The organism is Rathayibacter sp. AY2B9 (assembly GCF_002931595.1).
In the GTDB taxonomy this organism is placed as follows: Bacteria; Actinomycetota; Actinomycetes; order Actinomycetales; family Microbacteriaceae; genus Rathayibacter.
Genome location: NZ_PSUB01000029.1, coordinates 1 through 14,148, shown reverse-complemented (window position 1 = coordinate 14,148; position 14,148 = coordinate 1). Strand labels below are relative to the sequence as shown.

The following is a 14,148-nucleotide window of genomic DNA, read 5'->3' as shown; positions in this document are numbered from 1 at the left end:
AGCTCGTCGACGGCGAAGTCGATCTCGGCGGCGGTGACCACGAGCGGCGGCGCCAGGCGGATCGTCGAGCCGTGGGTGTCCTTGGCCAGAACTCCGCGGTCAGTCGAAGGCGATGTCGATCACCGGCGTCGTCCTCGGCGGTCTGGCCGTCCTCGCCTCGCTCCTGACGACGATCGGCTTCGGAGCCGCCGTGAACTCCGCCTCGAGCGACCGCCCGGCGGCCGTGATCGTCGAGTCGTCCGAGCCCACGACCGCTCCCGTCGTGCCGGCCACGGAGGAGGCGGAGGTCGTCGAGACGGCGGAGCCCGCACCCGTCGAGACGGCGGAGCCCGCACCCGTCGAGACGGTCGCCCCTGCCCCGGCGCCTGTCGAGACGGCGGCTGCTGCGCAGGTCTCGCCCGAGTTCGCCTCGGCACTCATCAAGGCGCAGAGCTACTCCGAGATGCTCCACATGAGCAAGGCGGGCCTGTACGGCCAGCTCACCTCCGAGTACGGGGAGCAGTTCTCGCCCGAGGCCGCGCAGTACGCGGTGGACACCGTCTCCGCCGACTGGAACGCCAACGCGCTGGCGAAGGCCAAGGACTACCAGGCCCAGATGGCGATGGCGCCGGAGGCCATCCGCGACCAGCTGACCAGCGAGTACGGGGAGCAGTTCACGAGCGACGAGGCCGACTACGCCATCGCGCACCTGAACGACTAGTCCCACTCGGACCGTCGCGGCACTGCGCGGCCACTGAGCAGGTCCTCCCGGAGCGCGCCGCCGTCCGTCGCCCACGACCCGGGCGACGGAGGGCGGCGGACCACCGGAGCCGGTTCAGGCCAGGACGGCGAGGGTGACGGGGAGCGCCTCGCTCCACCTGCCGGTCAGCCGCTCCTCGCCCTCGAGGAACGGCGGCGCGAGGACCCGCGCGAGGACGAGAGTCAGACCGTCGGCCGAGGTCGTGGTGGTCCGTGCGTCGCTGCGGACGAGCACCGTCGACGGCGGCCCGGACGCTCCGGCGCCTGATCCGCTGCCCTGCACCGTCGCGGTCGGCGGGCGGAGGATGCGCTGCCCGTCCTCCTCGAAATGCTGCTCGACCTCCCGGGCGCCGGTGCGGATCGCCGTGGCGAAGGCGGCGATCGCGACGGGGTCGCCGGCACCGTCGTAGACCCAGCGACGACCGAGGACGGTGTGCTCGACGGTCGCGAGGAGATGCGCGTCACCGCCGGCGAGAGGCGAGCCGCGGTAGGTCAGCGGCACCTGGAGCGGCGGCTGCCCGGTCGACTGGACGATCAGCGTCTCCACTCCCACCTCGCCATCGGGGTCGTCGAACCGGTAGGCGCCGAGCTGCGTGAATCCGCCGCCATCGCACCAGGGCTGCGTCGGCGCCCATGCCTCCACGATCTCGAGCTTCCCGGGGGTGATCGTCGCACGGTGCAGAAGGGCCATGAACCGAGAGTAGAGCCGGCCGATCCGTCCGGAGGAGTGCCCGTCAGCGAGCGGCGCCCGCCGTCGCCGACTCGGGCAGGCTGCTCATCGGGAGCGTGTACTCGCCCTTCAGCGCCGAGATCCAGACCGTGGTCGGGGCGACGGCGGCGAAGTTCGAGTTGAGCAGCGCCATCAGCGTGGTGTGCAGGGAGTGCGCGTCGATCGAGCCGGCGTCGTTCGCGATCGCGATCGCGCCCGTCGCGTCGGAGAGGACCTCGGCGCGGAGCCCGTGCGTCTCCGCCTCGGCGGCCGAGGCGAGGATGCAGTTGTTGGTCATGTAGCCGACGAGGGTGATCGTGTCGACGTCGTGCTCGCGGAGCCAGTCGAGCAGGTCGGTCCCCGCGAAGACCGTGCCGAACCGCTTCGTGACGTTCTTCCACGAATCCGAGCGGCGCTTCTCGATCTCCGGGTGCAGAGCGAAGGACGGACCCGACGGGTCGAAGATCGGCGCTCCCTCGCCCGCGCTGTGCTGGACGACGGCGATCGGGAGGCCCGCGGCGGCGGCGGCGTCGAGGGCGGCGGCGATCCTCGGCAGCGACTGCGCGTGCGGCGGGTACTGGATCTCGAGCGGACCGCTGAAGTACTCCTGCTGCACGTCGACGAGGATCAGTGCGCGGCGCGGTGTGGTCATGAGGGGCTCCCATCGGTGGCGGACGTCCCCGATCCTCCCGCCCGGGGCTGGGAGCGGCGGTCAGCCACGCGGCCCGCGACCCGGTCGTGGGCGCAGGCCCACACCCCCTCGTGCTCGAGCGGAGTGAGGACGCCGGCGTCGAGCAGCCGGTCGGCCCGCCGCAGCGCGGCCGCGATCGCCGCCTGCTCGGCGACGGCGGGGGAGTCGACGTCCGCGATCACGAGCCGGCGGGCGCAGGCCCGGCGGAGGCGGCGGGTCGAGCGGGCCGAGAGGAGCAGGAGCGACGCGGTCGGCAGGGCGAGCGCGGCCAGCAGGAGGAGCGACAGCCGGTCGAGCGCGAGCGTCCCGACGGCGCCGGCGGCCGTCACGGCAACGACCAGCTGCGGAACGGCGGCGTGCAGGCGGAGGCGCCTCCGCTCCTCGACGGAGGTGCCGGGCGCGAAGACGACGAGCTCGCTCCGGACGACGCCGTACCGGCTCGCGCCGACGGTGTGGCGGCCCCAGCGGGGGCCGGCGTCGAGGAGGCGGAGGAGCAGGTGCACGAGCGCCATCGTCGGCCCGCGACGGCGGGTGGGAGGGGATCCTGACGGAACGCGGACGCGTACCGGGCCGATCCGCACGGTCCGCTCGCGCGACGCTCACGACCCCCTCACGACGCGGGATCGCGCGTCGACGTCCCTCCACAGCCGATTACCCGTGAGGAAAGCGTGAGGATCCGCTCATTCCGGGCGGGCGCGCTCCTCACGGCGAGTAGAAACATCCAGTGACCTCTTCCGTCGTCCGTGGCGACCCCGACGCCCTCGAACCCTCCTCCCTCTCCTCCGCGCGCGCGGGCGGGGTGAAGGCGTGGCTCCTCGAGGGCCTCCGCGACGACTCCGGAGCCCACCCCGGCCCCCACGCGGCCACCGGCAGGACGCACTCCTGGTGGCGCGTCATGTGCCTCACCGGCGTCGACTACTTCTCCACCCTCGGCTACCAGCCGGCGATCGCGGCGCTCGCCGCGGGCCTGGTCTCGCCGCTCGCGACGATCGTCCTGGTGGTGCTGACGCTCCTCGGCGCGCTCCCCGTCTACCGCCGCGTGGCCCGCGAGAGCTTCCGCGGCGAGGGGTCGATCGCGATGCTCGAGCGCCTGCTGCCCTGGTGGGGCGGCAAGCTCTTCGTGCTCGTGCTGCTGGGGTTCGCGGCCACCGACTTCATGATCACGATCACCCTCTCGGCGGCCGACGCGACGGCGCACGCGGTCGAGAACCCGTTCGCCCCCGCCTGGTTCCACGGGGCGGAGGTGCCGCTCACGCTGGGGCTGATCGCCCTGCTGGGGATCGTGTTCCTCCGCGGGTTCCGCGAGGCCATCTCGATCGCGGTCGTGCTCGTGGCCGTGTTCCTCCTGCTCAACGCGATCGTGATCGCCGTGGCGATCGGGCACGTGGCCGAGAACCCCGTCGTCATCGGCGACTGGTGGTCGGCGCTCACGACCCAGCACGGGAATCCGCTGATCATGGTCGGCATCGCGCTCATCGTGTTCCCCAAGCTCGCGCTCGGGCTCTCCGGCTTCGAGACCGGGGTCGCGGTCATGCCGCAGATCCGCGGCGACGCGGGCGACACCGAGGACGCCCCGGTCGGCCGCATCCGCGGGGCGAAGCGGCTGCTCATCACCGCCGCCGTCACGATGTCGGCGTTCCTCATCACCTCGAGCTTCGTCACCACGCTGCTCATCCCGCAGGCGCAGTTCCAGCCGGGCGGCGAGGCCAACGGCCGCGCGCTGGCCTACCTCGCGCACGAGTACCTCGGCGAGGGCTTCGGCACGGTCTACGACATCGCGACGATCTGCATCCTCTGGTTCGCGGGCGCCTCCGCGCTGGCCGGCCTGCTCAACATCGTCCCGCGCTACCTGCCCCGCTACGGCATGGCGCCGCAGTGGGCCGGCGCCGTCCGTCCGCTCGTGCTGGTCTTCACCGTCGTGGCCTTCGTCATCACGATCCTCTTCCGCGCCGACGTCGACGCGCAGGGCGGCGCCTACGCGACCGGCGTGCTGGTGCTGATCACCTCCGCGTCCGTCGCCGTGTTCCTCTCGGCGAAGCGCAGGAAGCAGCGCAAGCGCGCCGTGGGCTTCGCGGTCATCGCGCTGGTCTTCGTCTACACGACGGTCGTGAACGTGGTCGAGAGGCCCGACGGCGTGAGGATCGCGGCGGTCTTCATCGTCGGCATCCTCGCGGTCTCGCTCGTCTCGCGCGTGCACCGCTCGTTCCAGCTGCGCGCCACCTCCGTGGTGTTCGACGCCGCCGCGATCGACTTCCTCACCACGGACGCCGACGACTACGGCGTGATCCGCATCCTCGCGAACGAGCCCGACGACGGCTCCGAGGCGGAGTACCGGGACAAGCTGGCGGAGGAGCAGCGCGACAGCAACCTGCCGATGCGCGGCCCGGTGCTCTTCCTCGAGGTGCACACCACCGACTCCTCCGACTTCGAGGAGGACCTGGTCGTGCAGGGCCGCGTCTGCCACGGCTTCCGCGTGCTCACGGTGACCAGCGGCAACATCCCGAACACCATTGCCACGGTGCTGCTCGAGATCCGCGACCTCACCGGCGTGATCCCGGACGTCTACTTCGAGTGGACCGAGGGCGGCCCCATCTCGAACATGTTCCGCTTCCTCATCACCGGCACCGGCGAGGTCGCCCCCGTCACCCGCGAGGTCCTCCGCCGCGCGGAGTCCCGCCGCGACCGCCGGCCGGGCGTGCACGTGGGCTGACGCCCGCTGCGCGGCGGGGGCGTGGCGGAGCGGAGGTGCCGCTCCTGCTGCGGGATTCCACCGAGACGCCTCTCCGTCATCGAGACACCGCTGCAGGAGCGGTGCGTCGGCGGAGGAGGCGGTGTCCCGGCGCGCGGCCCCGTAGCGTGGGCGCGGGCGCCCGTCGGGGCGCCGACACCGACGAACGGACGACGATGACCCTCGAGGACCAGCGCGCGCACATCCTGACCGGCGCCGTGTACGACGACATGACCCCCGAGCTGGTCGCCGCGCGCGAGCGGGCGGTCCTCGGCTCGAACGCGTACAACGCGAGCTTCGGGCGTCCGCCGGTCGAGCGGGAGGCTCTGCTCCGCGAGCTCGTCGCCTCGGTGGGCGCGGACGCGCACCTCGAGCCGACGTTCCGCTGCGAGTTCGGGTTCAACATCACGATCGGCGACCGCTTCTACGCGAACTTCGACTGCATCCTGCTCGACGGCGCCCCTATCACGATCGGCGACGACGTGCTGTTCGGCCCGCGCGTCTCGATCTACACGTCGAACCACGCCCTCGACCCGGCCGAGCGCGCCGCCGGCGCCTGCACCGCGAAGCCGGTCGTCGTCGGCGACGGCGTCTGGATCGGCGGCGGCGTCACGATCAACCAGGGCGTCACCATCGGCGACGGGGCCGTGATCGGCTCGGGCAGCGTCGTCACCCGCGACGTCCCTCCGCTCACCATCGCGGCCGGCGTCCCCGCCCGCGTCCTCCGCTCGATCACCCCCGACGACCGGACCGGCTACCGCCCGGCCCACTGACGCCGGCCCACGCCGTCCCCGAGACGTCGGCCCCGAGACGCCGCGGGACGGCTCCCGGCCTCGCGGCGATCCGCCCTCAGGACTTCACGGTCGACAGGGGCTCGGTGATGCTCTCGAGGCTGCGGCGCTCGGCGTCGACGCCGAAGATCAGGGCGATCACGCCGCCGAGGATCATCACGGCGGCGCCGACGAAGTAGCCGATCGTCAGCGGACCGCGGTCGCTGCCGTCGCCGATCAGGGCGCCGTAGAGGGCGGGGGCGACCGCTCCGGCGATCTGGCCGAGGGTGAAGAAGTACGAGATCGCCTGGCTGCGCAGCTCGAGCGGGAAGATCTCGCTCACGGTGAGGTAGGCGCTCGAGGCTCCCGCGGAGGCGAAGAAGAACGACACGCACCAGAGGATCGTCTGCGTCGTCGCGGTCAGGACGTCCATGCTGAAGAGGACCGCCGAGACGGCCAGGACCGCTCCCGAGACGCCGTAGGTGAGGAAGATCATCTTCCGCCGGCCCCACACGTCGAACAGGTGGCCGAGCACCAGCGGCCCGACGAGGTTGCCGATCGCGAACGGGAAGAAGAAGTACGAGATCGCGCTCTGCTCGACTCCGTAGAAGTTCTCGAGCACCAGCGCGTAGGTGAAGAAGATCGCGTTGTAGAGGAACGACTGGGTGATCATCATCGTCGCGCCCACCAGCGTCCGCTTCGGGTACTGCCGCAGCAGCACTCTGGCGATGGTGCGGAACGGGATGCTCTCCGTCGCCTTCACGGTGATCGCCTTCGCGTCGTCGACCGGCTCGAGCACGCCGCCCTCCGCCTCCACTCGGCGCTCGATCTCGTCGACGGTGCGCTCCGCCTCCTCCTCGCGGCCGTGCGTCATCAGCCAGCGGGGGCTCTCGGGGATGTGGCGGCGGAGGTAGATGATCGCCAGGCCGAGGATCGGGCCGAGGAAGAAGCCGAGGCGCCAGCCGACGTTCTCGGCGAAGAGCGCGTCGTTCAGGAAGAACAGGTTGGCCGCGGAGCCCAGAGCCGCGCCGCCCCAGTAGGTGCCGTTGATCGCGATGTCGACGCGGCCGCGGTACTTGGAGGGGATGAGCTCGTCGATCGCGGAGTTGATCGCCGCGTACTCGCCGCCGATCCCCATGCCCGCGAAGAAGCGGAACACGGCGAGGAAGACGTAGTTCGGCGCGAGTCCCGCCAGGCCGCTGGCGACCAGGTAGATGACGAGCGTCAGGATGAACAGCTTGCGCCGCCCGAGCTTGTCGCTCAGTCGCCCGAAGATCAAGGCGCCCGCGATCTGCCCGCACAGGTAGATCGTGCCGAGCAGGCCGACCTCGAAGGCCGAGAGCCCGAACTCCTTCGCGAAGCCGGCGGAGGCGACGATCTGGATCTCGAGTCCGTCCAGCACCCACGAGAAGCCGAGGCCGACGACGATCGACCAGTGGAAGCGGGTCCAGGGGAGCCTGTCGATGCGGGCGGGCACGAGGCTCCGGACCGGGCCGCGCGGACTGGTGGATGTCGACATGGCGAGCGCCTTCCTGTCGCCCCGGCGTCGTTGCGGAGGAACGCTGTCCCGAGCGCGGCGAGACGACACTAGACCCGCGGGCGGCTCCATATCGCCGGGCTATTCACCCCTTGTCACGGACCGCCGAGCGGGTGTATCCCGGGCATCGGTGCCCACCCGGAGGCGGAGCGAGGCGCGGAGGACGCGAGCCCGGATCCGTCCCGCGGGGCCTGACACCGCCCGCCTCCTCGGCCTAGCGTGGAGGCATGATCGACGCGACGCCCGCGGGCACCCCCACCTACGTCCTCAGCGAGGGGCCCGTCTGGGATCCGGACACCGCCCGCCTCACCTGGGTCGACATCGAGGCCGGCGCGGTCCTGTCCGCCCCCGTCACCGCGGAGGGGATCGGAGCGATCTCGCGCACCGACGTCGGCGAGCAGGTCGGCGCCGCGCTGCCCCTGGGCGACGGGCGGACGCTCGTCGCGCTGACCCGGCGGCTCGCGATCCTGGAGGTCGACGGCTCCCTCACGCGCGGCTCCGAGCTGCTGCCCGAGGGGCACCGCTTCAACGACGGCACGATCGACCCGCAGGGGCGCCTCCTGGTCGGTTCGCTGACCCTCGGCGAGTCGGCGGGCGACGACGTCCTGCTGCGCATCGAGCACGACGGATCCGTCACCGTGCTCGACGACGACCTGCGGCTCTCGAACGGACTCGGCTTCTCGCCGGACGGCTCTGTGCTGTACTCGGCCGACACCGAGTCGGGCGTGATCCACCGCCGCTCCTACGCGGACGCCGAGCACGGCCCGCGCGAGCCCTTCGTCGAGCTCGAGGAGGGCGTGTTCGCCGACGGACTGACCGTGGACGCCGACGGCCGCGTGTGGGTCGCGGTCTGGGGCGGGAGCGGCGTTCGAGTGTTCGAGGCCGACGGCAGCCCGGTCGAGGGCGAGGGCATCAGGATCGACGCCCCGCACTCCTCCAGCATCGCCTTCGCGGGGGAGGACCTGGACATCGCGGTCGTCACCTCCGCATCACGCGACCTCTCGGCGGACGAACGGGCGCGTCATCCGCACGCCGGCGGACTGTGGATCGCGCAGCCCGGAGCCCGCGGCCGCGCCGCCACGCGCTGGGTGGAGGGCCCTCTGCCCTAGGCGCGGCCGGTCGCCCGTCAGACGGCGGGCGCCGTCGGCGGGCTCGGCTCCGATGCGGGCTGCGGCACGAGGGTCAGCCGCGAGATGCGGTAGCGGTCCGTCTCGGCCACGCGGAGCAGGTGGTCGCCGACGAGCACGGAGTCGCCCACGACGGCCACACGGCCGATCCGGTCGAGGACGAACCCGCCGACCGTCTCGTACGGGCCCTCGGGCAGCTCGATGCCCAGCTGCTCCGCCAGGTCCTCGAGGATCATCCCGCCGTCGACGTCGTGCAGCTGCTCGGCCGCCTTCGCGTCGACCGCCTGGCGGGCGCCGTCGTACTCGTCGTAGATCTCGCCGACGAGCTCCTCGAGCAGGTCCTCCAGCGTGATGATGCCGTCGGTCCCCCCGTACTCGTCGATGACGACGGCGATCTGGTGGCCGTCCTGGCGCATGGTGCGCAGGGCCGCGAGCACCTTCGTCGTGCCGGGGACCGCGAGGATCGGGCGGGTGATGTCGGCGACGCTGCTCGCGGTGCCGGCGCGGCCCGCCTCCGGGAACGCGGACATCAGGTCGCGCACGTGGGCGAAGCCGAGCACGTCGTCGAAGTCGTCGCCGACCACCGGGTAGCGCGAGTGCGGCTGGTCGAGGACCGCCGCGTAGCCCTCGGCCACGCTGAGCGCGCCGCGGAGGAAGTCGACGTCCGGGCGCGGGCGCATCACCTCGGCGACGCGGCGGTCGTCCGCGCGGAAGATGTCGGTGAGCAGCCGGCGGCTGTCCTCGTGGATCTCGGTGTTGCTGGAGATCATGTCGCGCACCTCGTCGGCCGAGACGCTCTCGCCCTTCTCGCGCGGGTCGGCGCCGAGGAGGCGGACGACGGCGTCGGTCGAGACGGACAGCAGCCAGATCACGGGGCGCATCAGGCGCGCGAGGGCGTTGAGCGGGGGCGCGAGGGCCTTGGTGAACGCGACGGACTTCTGCATCGCCAGGCGCTTGGGGACCAGCTCGCCCAGCACCAGGGAGAGGTACGCGATGACGAGGGTCATCAGGATCAGGGCGACGGTGGAGGCGGCGGAGGCCGAGAGGCCGAGCGACTGCAGCGGCGGCACGAGGTCGGGCGCGATGGTCGAGGCGCCGTACGCCGAGGAGAAGAAGCCGGCGAGCGTGACACCGATCTGGACCGCGGAGAGGAACGTGTTGGGATTGCGGACGAGCTCGGCGATGCGCCGGCCGCGCTCGCTGCCGGCCTCGATCGCGCGGACCTGGCTCTCGCGGAGGCTGACGATGGCCATCTCGGTGCCCGCGAAGACGCCTCCGAGGAGGACGAACAGCACGACGAGGCCGATGTTGAGGAGGGTGTCGAGATCCACGCCGACCAGAGTAGGGATGCCGGCCGTGAGAACGCCTCGTGGACTCTCAGGGAGCGGGGTCGGGCGGGGCGACGCCCCGCCCGCCCGCTCAGGACGCGTCGGCCGGGCGCACGCCGATCGTGAGGATGAGGTTCGCGTAGATGCGGCGGTCGCCCGAGGCGATGGTGAGCGCGACGTCGGGCGTGCGCGCCTCGGCGTAGAAGGCGTGCCGCTCGAGCGAGGTGAAGGGGACGCCGTCGAGGGACCGGCGGAAGGCGTCCTGCGCGGGGACGTCGATGCCGGGCGCGGGGGTCATGACCGTCGCCTCCTCGACGACGATCGCCGAGAGCAGGGCGTCGAGGATCTCGTCGACGGTCAGCATGTCGGGCCGGAGGTTCAGGTGCACCAGGGCGGAGTTCGGTCCGAGCGTGGTGCCGACGGGGTAGTTGCCGTCGGCGATGAGGACCCGGGAGCCGTGGCCCGCGCGGGCGAGCGCGTGCAGGATCTCGGGGTGGAGGAGGGTCGTGGTCAGCAAGAGGAGCTCCTAGAGGTCGTCGAGGTGGGCGACGGACGAGCCGGCGAGCAGGCGGCCGGGGAGCCTCCGCTCCTGGGGACCGGGCTGCTCCGCCCCGGAGTCGAGGCGGAGGCGGACGAGGGCGGCGGCCTCGGCGGCGATCGCCTCCGTCGGCTGGGCGATCGTGGTCAGGTGCGGGCGGACCACGCGGGCCAGCTCGACGTTGTCGAAGCCGACGACAGAGAGGTCCGTCGGCACGCGCAGCCCGGAGTCGCCGAGGGCGATCAGGGCGCCGACCGTCAGCTCGCGGTTGCTCGCGAACAGGGCGGTCGGCCGGGGGCTCAGGGCGAGGATCCGCTCGACGGCGGCGACCCCGCTCTCGACCGTCAGCGGGCCGCGCACCACGGCGTCGGCGGCGGGGTGGACGCCGCGCTCGGCCAGGGCGGCGAGGAAGCCGGCGGTCCGCTCCCGGGTGGAGGACACTCCGTCCTCCCCGCCGAGCACCGCGATCGAGCGGTGGCCGTGGTCGAGGAGGTGGCGGGCGGCGGAGGCGCCGGCGCCCGCGTTGTCGAGCGCGACGCGATCGGTGACCAGTGCGTCGTCGATCCAGTCGACGGCCACCACGGGGGTGCCCTGCTCGGAGGCGCGGCGCAGCGCGTCGACGTCGCCCGCGGACGGCACCGCCACGATCCCGTCGACCATCTTCTCGAGCAGCAGGTCGACCGCGGCTCCCGGCTCGGGGCGGCTCACACCGACCAGCACGCCGATGCCCTCCTCGCGCAGGGCCCGCTCGAGGCCCGCGATGATCGAGAGGTGGAACTCGTTGTCGAGGGCGGGCAGCAGCACTCCGACCGTGCGGGAGCGCCGCGAGCGCAGGCCTCGAGCGAAGCCGTTGACCCGGAAGCCGACCTCGGCGGCCGCCGCCTCGATCGCCGCCCGGTTCTCGGGGCGCACGGGGAGCCCGTTGTAGTGCTTCGAGATGGTCGAGAGCGAGAGGCCGGTCAGCCGCTGCAGGTCCTTGTAGGTGGCCACGTCACAGGGTGGCGCGGGGCGAGCCGTAGCCGCTCCAGCCCGGGATCGTGCCGTCGGCGTCCCACAGGTCGAGCCAGCCGGAGCTGCCGGGCCAGAGGAAGACCTGGCCCTTGATCAGCCGGTTGTTGCGCTCGGCGCCGCGCAGCGCCTCCTGCTCCTCGGCCGTGAGCACCAGGGAGGCGGCGGCCAGGTTCGCCTCGATCTGCTCCGGCTTCACCGCGAACGGGATCGGGATCTGGCCGCGGTTCACCGCCCAGGCGAGGCACACGACGGCCGGATGCACGCCCCGCTCCTCGGCGATCGCCCGCACCGCGGGGTGCTCGATGTCGACGATGTCGCCCTCCACCCGGTCGCGCTCCGGCCGCGACGGCGAGCCCAGCGGCGAGTAGCCGATCGGCTGGATGCGGTGGTCGAGGCAGAAGCGGAACAGCTCCGGCTGCTGGAAGCAGGGGTGCAGCTCCATCTCGTTCAGCTGCGGGGCGATGCGGACGTCGGCGAGGATCCGCTCGAGCTTGGGGATCGTGACGTTGGAGGTGCCGAGGTGCCGGACGAGGCCCCGGTCGACCATGCTCTCGAGCGCGCGCCAGGTCTCGAGGAACGCCTCGTGGACGTAGGGGCGGGCGTGCGGATCGCGCGCGTCGGTCTCGGCGTGCGGCGGGTGGTGGTTCGGGAAGGGCCAGTGCACGAAGACGGCGTCGAGCACGTCGAGGCCGAGGTCGGCGAGCGAGCGCTCGACGGAGGCGACGGCCGCCGCGGGCTCGTGCGCGTCGTTCCAGATCTTCGACATGACGAAGAGCTCGTCGCGGTCGACTCCGGAGTCGGCGATCGCCCGGCCGACGCGCGGCTCGTTGCCGTAGACGGTGGCGCAGTCGAGGAGGCGGAAGCCGGCGCGGAGGGAGTGCTCGACCGCGAGGCCGACGGTCTCGGCGTCGTAGCGGTCGGAGCCGAACGTGCCGGCGCCGATGGCGGGGATGCGGCTGCCGCTCGCGAGGACGCGGTGGCTCGGCGGAGTGGGGGCCATGCGGATCCTCCTGGTGCGGCGGCGGGGGCGAAACGTTGCGCTTCACGGTAGGCGGCGGAGGGTGGCGGCGTCAACGATGCGGTGGACCGATGTGCGTAACGTTTCGTGCGGTGGGTGCTTTCATCCTCCGTCCCTGCCCCGCCTCCCTCGAGAGCCCAGTAGTTGTCGCACTCGAGCGCGACTGCGACGACTCCTGGACTGTCGAGAAGAGCCCCGCCCCTCCGCTCAGACCAGCCGGCGCGACTCCTCCGTGACCACGCGGAACCAGCGCGCGCCGTAGCCGTCGAGGGGCACCGACACGGCGCCGTCCTCGTCGAGCGGGAGCGACTCGCCGCCGAGGGAGTCGACCAGCCGCGCCCCGGCGGGGGTGTCGGGGAGCGTCAGGTCCGCCGTGCGCGGGTTCGACGCCAGATTGTGCACCGCGACGGTCGTGCCGGTCGACGCGGACATCCGGTGCGCGAGCACGCTCGGCTCGTCGCAGGGGAGGTGCGTGTACTCGCCCCAGCCGATCTCCGGCGACCGCCGGTACAGCCAGGCGAGGCCCTTCACGTGGGCCAGGAGGGAGTCCGGATCCTGGAGCTGCGCGGCCGCGTTCACGTGCTCGGGTCCGAAGCCGCCGCCGGGAGGGGCGGCGATCAGGTCGGAGGCGTCGGCGCGCGAGAACCCGCCGTTGGCGGCGCTGCTCCACTGCATCGGGGTCCGCACCGCGCTGCGGCCCGGGATGTCGGCGTTCTCGCCCATCCCGATCTCCTCGCCGTAGTAGAGCACCGGGGTCCCGGGCAGCGAGAAGACCAGGCTCTGGACCAGGCGGACGCGGCGCGGGTCGCCGTCGACCATCGGCGGGAGGCGGCGGACGATGCCGCGCCCGTGGATCCGCTGCGACTGCTCCGGAGCGAACGCCGCGAAGACCTCGTCGCGCTCGTCGTCGCTCAGCTGGTCGAGGGTGAGCTCGTCGTGGTTGCGCGCGAAGTTCGCCCACTGGCTGCCGACGGAGATCTCGGGGCGGCTCGCGAGCGCCTCGACGAGCGGCGCCGCCTCCTCCCGGGCCAGCGCGAGGTAGAGGCGCTGGTTGCCGATGAAGTCGAACTGCATCGACAGCTCGTCCGCGTCCTCGCCGCCGAAGAAGCCGAGCTGCTCCTCGCGGGTCACGTTGACCTCGCCCAGCAGCATCGCCTCGCCGGAGCGCCGCGAGACGAAGCGGCGCAGCAGGCGCAGCCACTCGTGCTCGTCGCGGGCGCCGGGCTCGATCAGGTACGGCACCGCGTCGACCCGGAAGCCGTCGACGCCCAGCTGCAGCCAGAACCCGATGAGCTTCGCGATCTCGTCGCGCACGGCCGGGTTCTCGGTGTTGAGGTCGGGCTGGTGCCGGTAGAAGTGGTGCAGGTAGTACTGGCCCGCCTCCTCGTCACGGAACCAGACGCCGTCCTCCGCGTCCGGGAACACGTTCGCGGGCTGATCGGCGGGCGGCTCGTCGCGCCAGACGTAGTAGTCGCGGTACGGGCTGTCGGGAGAGGAGCGGGCGGCCTGGAACCAGGGGTGCTGGTCCGAGGTGTGGTTGACGACGAGGTCGACGATCACGCGCATCCCGCGGTCGTGGGCGGTCCGGATCACCTCGACGACGTCGCCGTGGTGCCCGAAGCGCTCGTCCACTCCGTAGAAGTCGCTGATGTCGTAGCCGTTGTCGCGGCCGGGGGACCGGTAGAACGGCGCGAGCCAGAGGCAGCTGACGCCGAGCTCGGCCAGGTAGTCGATCCGGTGGACGAGGCCCTCGAGGTCGCCGACGCCGTCGTCGTCCCAGTCCATGAACGTCTTCACGTCGAGGTTGTAGAAGACGGCGGTGCGCCACCACAGGTCGCTCGTGTCGGTGACCCTCATGCGCGGACCTCGGGGGTGCGGACGAACAGCTCCGGGCAGTGCGCGAGCGGGTCCTTGGCGTCGAGCGGATGCATGCCCTCACCCTAGGTCGCGGGC

At 72.4% G+C, this 14,148-nt stretch carries 13 protein-coding genes; 4 read left to right on the top strand and 9 right to left on the bottom strand.

Annotated features, from left to right (window positions below):
• Window positions 1–112 precede the first annotated feature (112 nt).
• Entirely contained in the window at window positions 113–700 is a 588-nt protein-coding gene (locus tag C5C25_RS16020; RefSeq protein ID WP_104225089.1) for an Ltp family lipoprotein, read from the top strand.
• 114 nt (window positions 701–814) lie between these two features.
• Here C5C25_RS16020 and C5C25_RS16015 read toward each other — a convergent pair whose 3' ends face one another.
• From C5C25_RS16015 to C5C25_RS16005, 3 genes are read right to left on the bottom strand one after another with little or no spacing between them, the layout of a single operon-like run.
• Window positions 815–1,429: a hypothetical protein gene (locus C5C25_RS16015; protein WP_104251172.1), complete on the bottom strand. Its 615-nt coding sequence runs from the start codon at window positions 1,427–1,429 to the stop codon at window positions 815–817.
• 43 nt (window positions 1,430–1,472) lie between these two features.
• Complete coding sequence (locus C5C25_RS16010) at window positions 1,473–2,099, bottom strand: isochorismatase family protein (RefSeq protein WP_104251171.1); 627 nt, start codon at window positions 2,097–2,099, stop codon at window positions 1,473–1,475.
• Complete coding sequence (locus C5C25_RS16005) at window positions 2,096–2,641, bottom strand: DUF6611 family protein (RefSeq protein ID WP_146079492.1); 546 nt, start codon at window positions 2,639–2,641, stop codon at window positions 2,096–2,098. The genes C5C25_RS16010 and C5C25_RS16005 overlap by 4 nt, the downstream gene beginning before the upstream one ends.
• Before the next feature lie 392 nt (window positions 2,642–3,033).
• Here C5C25_RS16005 and C5C25_RS16000 point away from each other — a divergent pair, with 392 nt between their 5' ends.
• Together C5C25_RS16000 and C5C25_RS15995 are read left to right on the top strand one after the other, a co-directional pair.
• The gene (locus C5C25_RS16000) at window positions 3,034–4,848 is read left to right on the top strand and encodes an amino acid permease (RefSeq protein ID WP_258059540.1); all 1,815 of its coding nucleotides are present in this window, start codon (window positions 3,034–3,036) and stop codon (window positions 4,846–4,848) included.
• A gap of 194 nt (window positions 4,849–5,042) precedes the next feature.
• Complete coding sequence (locus tag C5C25_RS15995; RefSeq protein ID WP_104251173.1) at window positions 5,043–5,639, top strand: sugar O-acetyltransferase; 597 nt, start codon at window positions 5,043–5,045, stop codon at window positions 5,637–5,639.
• Window positions 5,640–5,715: 76 nt separating this feature from the next.
• Here C5C25_RS15995 and C5C25_RS15990 read toward each other — a convergent pair whose 3' ends face one another.
• Window positions 5,716–7,155: an MFS transporter gene (locus C5C25_RS15990; protein WP_104225083.1), complete on the bottom strand. Its 1,440-nt coding sequence runs from the start codon at window positions 7,153–7,155 to the stop codon at window positions 5,716–5,718.
• A gap of 245 nt (window positions 7,156–7,400) precedes the next feature.
• On the opposite strand from C5C25_RS15990, the gene C5C25_RS15985 reads away from it, so the two are divergent.
• Window positions 7,401–8,282 (top strand): SMP-30/gluconolactonase/LRE family protein, encoded by an 882-nt coding sequence (locus C5C25_RS15985; protein ID WP_104239634.1) that lies wholly within the window; start codon window positions 7,401–7,403, stop codon window positions 8,280–8,282.
• Window positions 8,283–8,299: 17 nt separating this feature from the next.
• On the opposite strand, the gene C5C25_RS15980 is transcribed toward C5C25_RS15985, so the two are convergent.
• The 5 genes from C5C25_RS15980 to C5C25_RS15960 all read right to left on the bottom strand — a co-directional run bounded on the left by C5C25_RS15980 (window position 8,300) and on the right by C5C25_RS15960 (window position 14,052).
• Entirely contained in the window at window positions 8,300–9,631 is a 1,332-nt protein-coding gene (locus C5C25_RS15980; RefSeq protein ID WP_104251169.1) for a hemolysin family protein, read from the bottom strand.
• 88 nt (window positions 9,632–9,719) lie between these two features.
• Window positions 9,720–10,145 (bottom strand): RbsD/FucU family protein, encoded by a 426-nt coding sequence (locus tag C5C25_RS15975; RefSeq protein WP_104225080.1) that lies wholly within the window; start codon window positions 10,143–10,145, stop codon window positions 9,720–9,722.
• A gap of 9 nt (window positions 10,146–10,154) precedes the next feature.
• On the bottom strand, window positions 10,155–11,156 hold the full coding sequence (locus C5C25_RS15970) for a LacI family DNA-binding transcriptional regulator (protein ID WP_104251168.1): 1,002 nt from the start codon (window positions 11,154–11,156) through the stop codon (window positions 10,155–10,157).
• 1 nt (window position 11,157) lies between these two features.
• A complete protein-coding gene (locus C5C25_RS15965; protein ID WP_104251167.1) occupies window positions 11,158–12,177 on the bottom strand; it encodes an aldo/keto reductase in 1,020 nt (339 codons plus the stop codon).
• A 225-nt stretch (window positions 12,178–12,402) separates the two neighbouring features.
• Window positions 12,403–14,052 carry an alpha-amylase family protein gene (locus C5C25_RS15960; protein WP_104251166.1) on the bottom strand — a complete coding sequence of 550 codons (1,650 nt, stop codon included), beginning with the start codon at window positions 14,050–14,052 and terminating at the stop codon, window positions 12,403–12,405.
• Window positions 14,053–14,148 lie beyond the last annotated feature (96 nt).

What these genes read in the sequence shown, in the direction of transcription:
- C5C25_RS16020 (WP_104225089.1), top strand. Translation starts at nt 113, where the DNA reads ATGTCGATCACCGGCGTCGTCCTCGGCGGTCTGGCCGTCCTCGCCTCG.
- C5C25_RS16015 (WP_104251172.1), bottom strand. Translation starts at nt 1,429, where the DNA reads ATGGCCCTTCTGCACCGTGCGACGATCACCCCCGGGAAGCTCGAGATC.
- C5C25_RS16010 (WP_104251171.1), bottom strand. Translation starts at nt 2,099, where the DNA reads ATGACCACACCGCGCCGCGCACTGATCCTCGTCGACGTGCAGCAGGAG.
- C5C25_RS16000 (WP_258059540.1), top strand. Translation starts at nt 3,034, where the DNA reads ATGTGCCTCACCGGCGTCGACTACTTCTCCACCCTCGGCTACCAGCCG.
- C5C25_RS15995 (WP_104251173.1), top strand. Translation starts at nt 5,043, where the DNA reads ATGACCCTCGAGGACCAGCGCGCGCACATCCTGACCGGCGCCGTGTAC.
- C5C25_RS15990 (WP_104225083.1), bottom strand. Translation starts at nt 7,155, where the DNA reads ATGTCGACATCCACCAGTCCGCGCGGCCCGGTCCGGAGCCTCGTGCCC.
- C5C25_RS15985 (WP_104239634.1), top strand. Translation starts at nt 7,401, where the DNA reads ATGATCGACGCGACGCCCGCGGGCACCCCCACCTACGTCCTCAGCGAG.
- C5C25_RS15965 (WP_104251167.1), bottom strand. Translation starts at nt 12,177, where the DNA reads ATGGCCCCCACTCCGCCGAGCCACCGCGTCCTCGCGAGCGGCAGCCGC.
- C5C25_RS15960 (WP_104251166.1), bottom strand. Translation starts at nt 14,052, where the DNA reads ATGAGGGTCACCGACACGAGCGACCTGTGGTGGCGCACCGCCGTCTTC.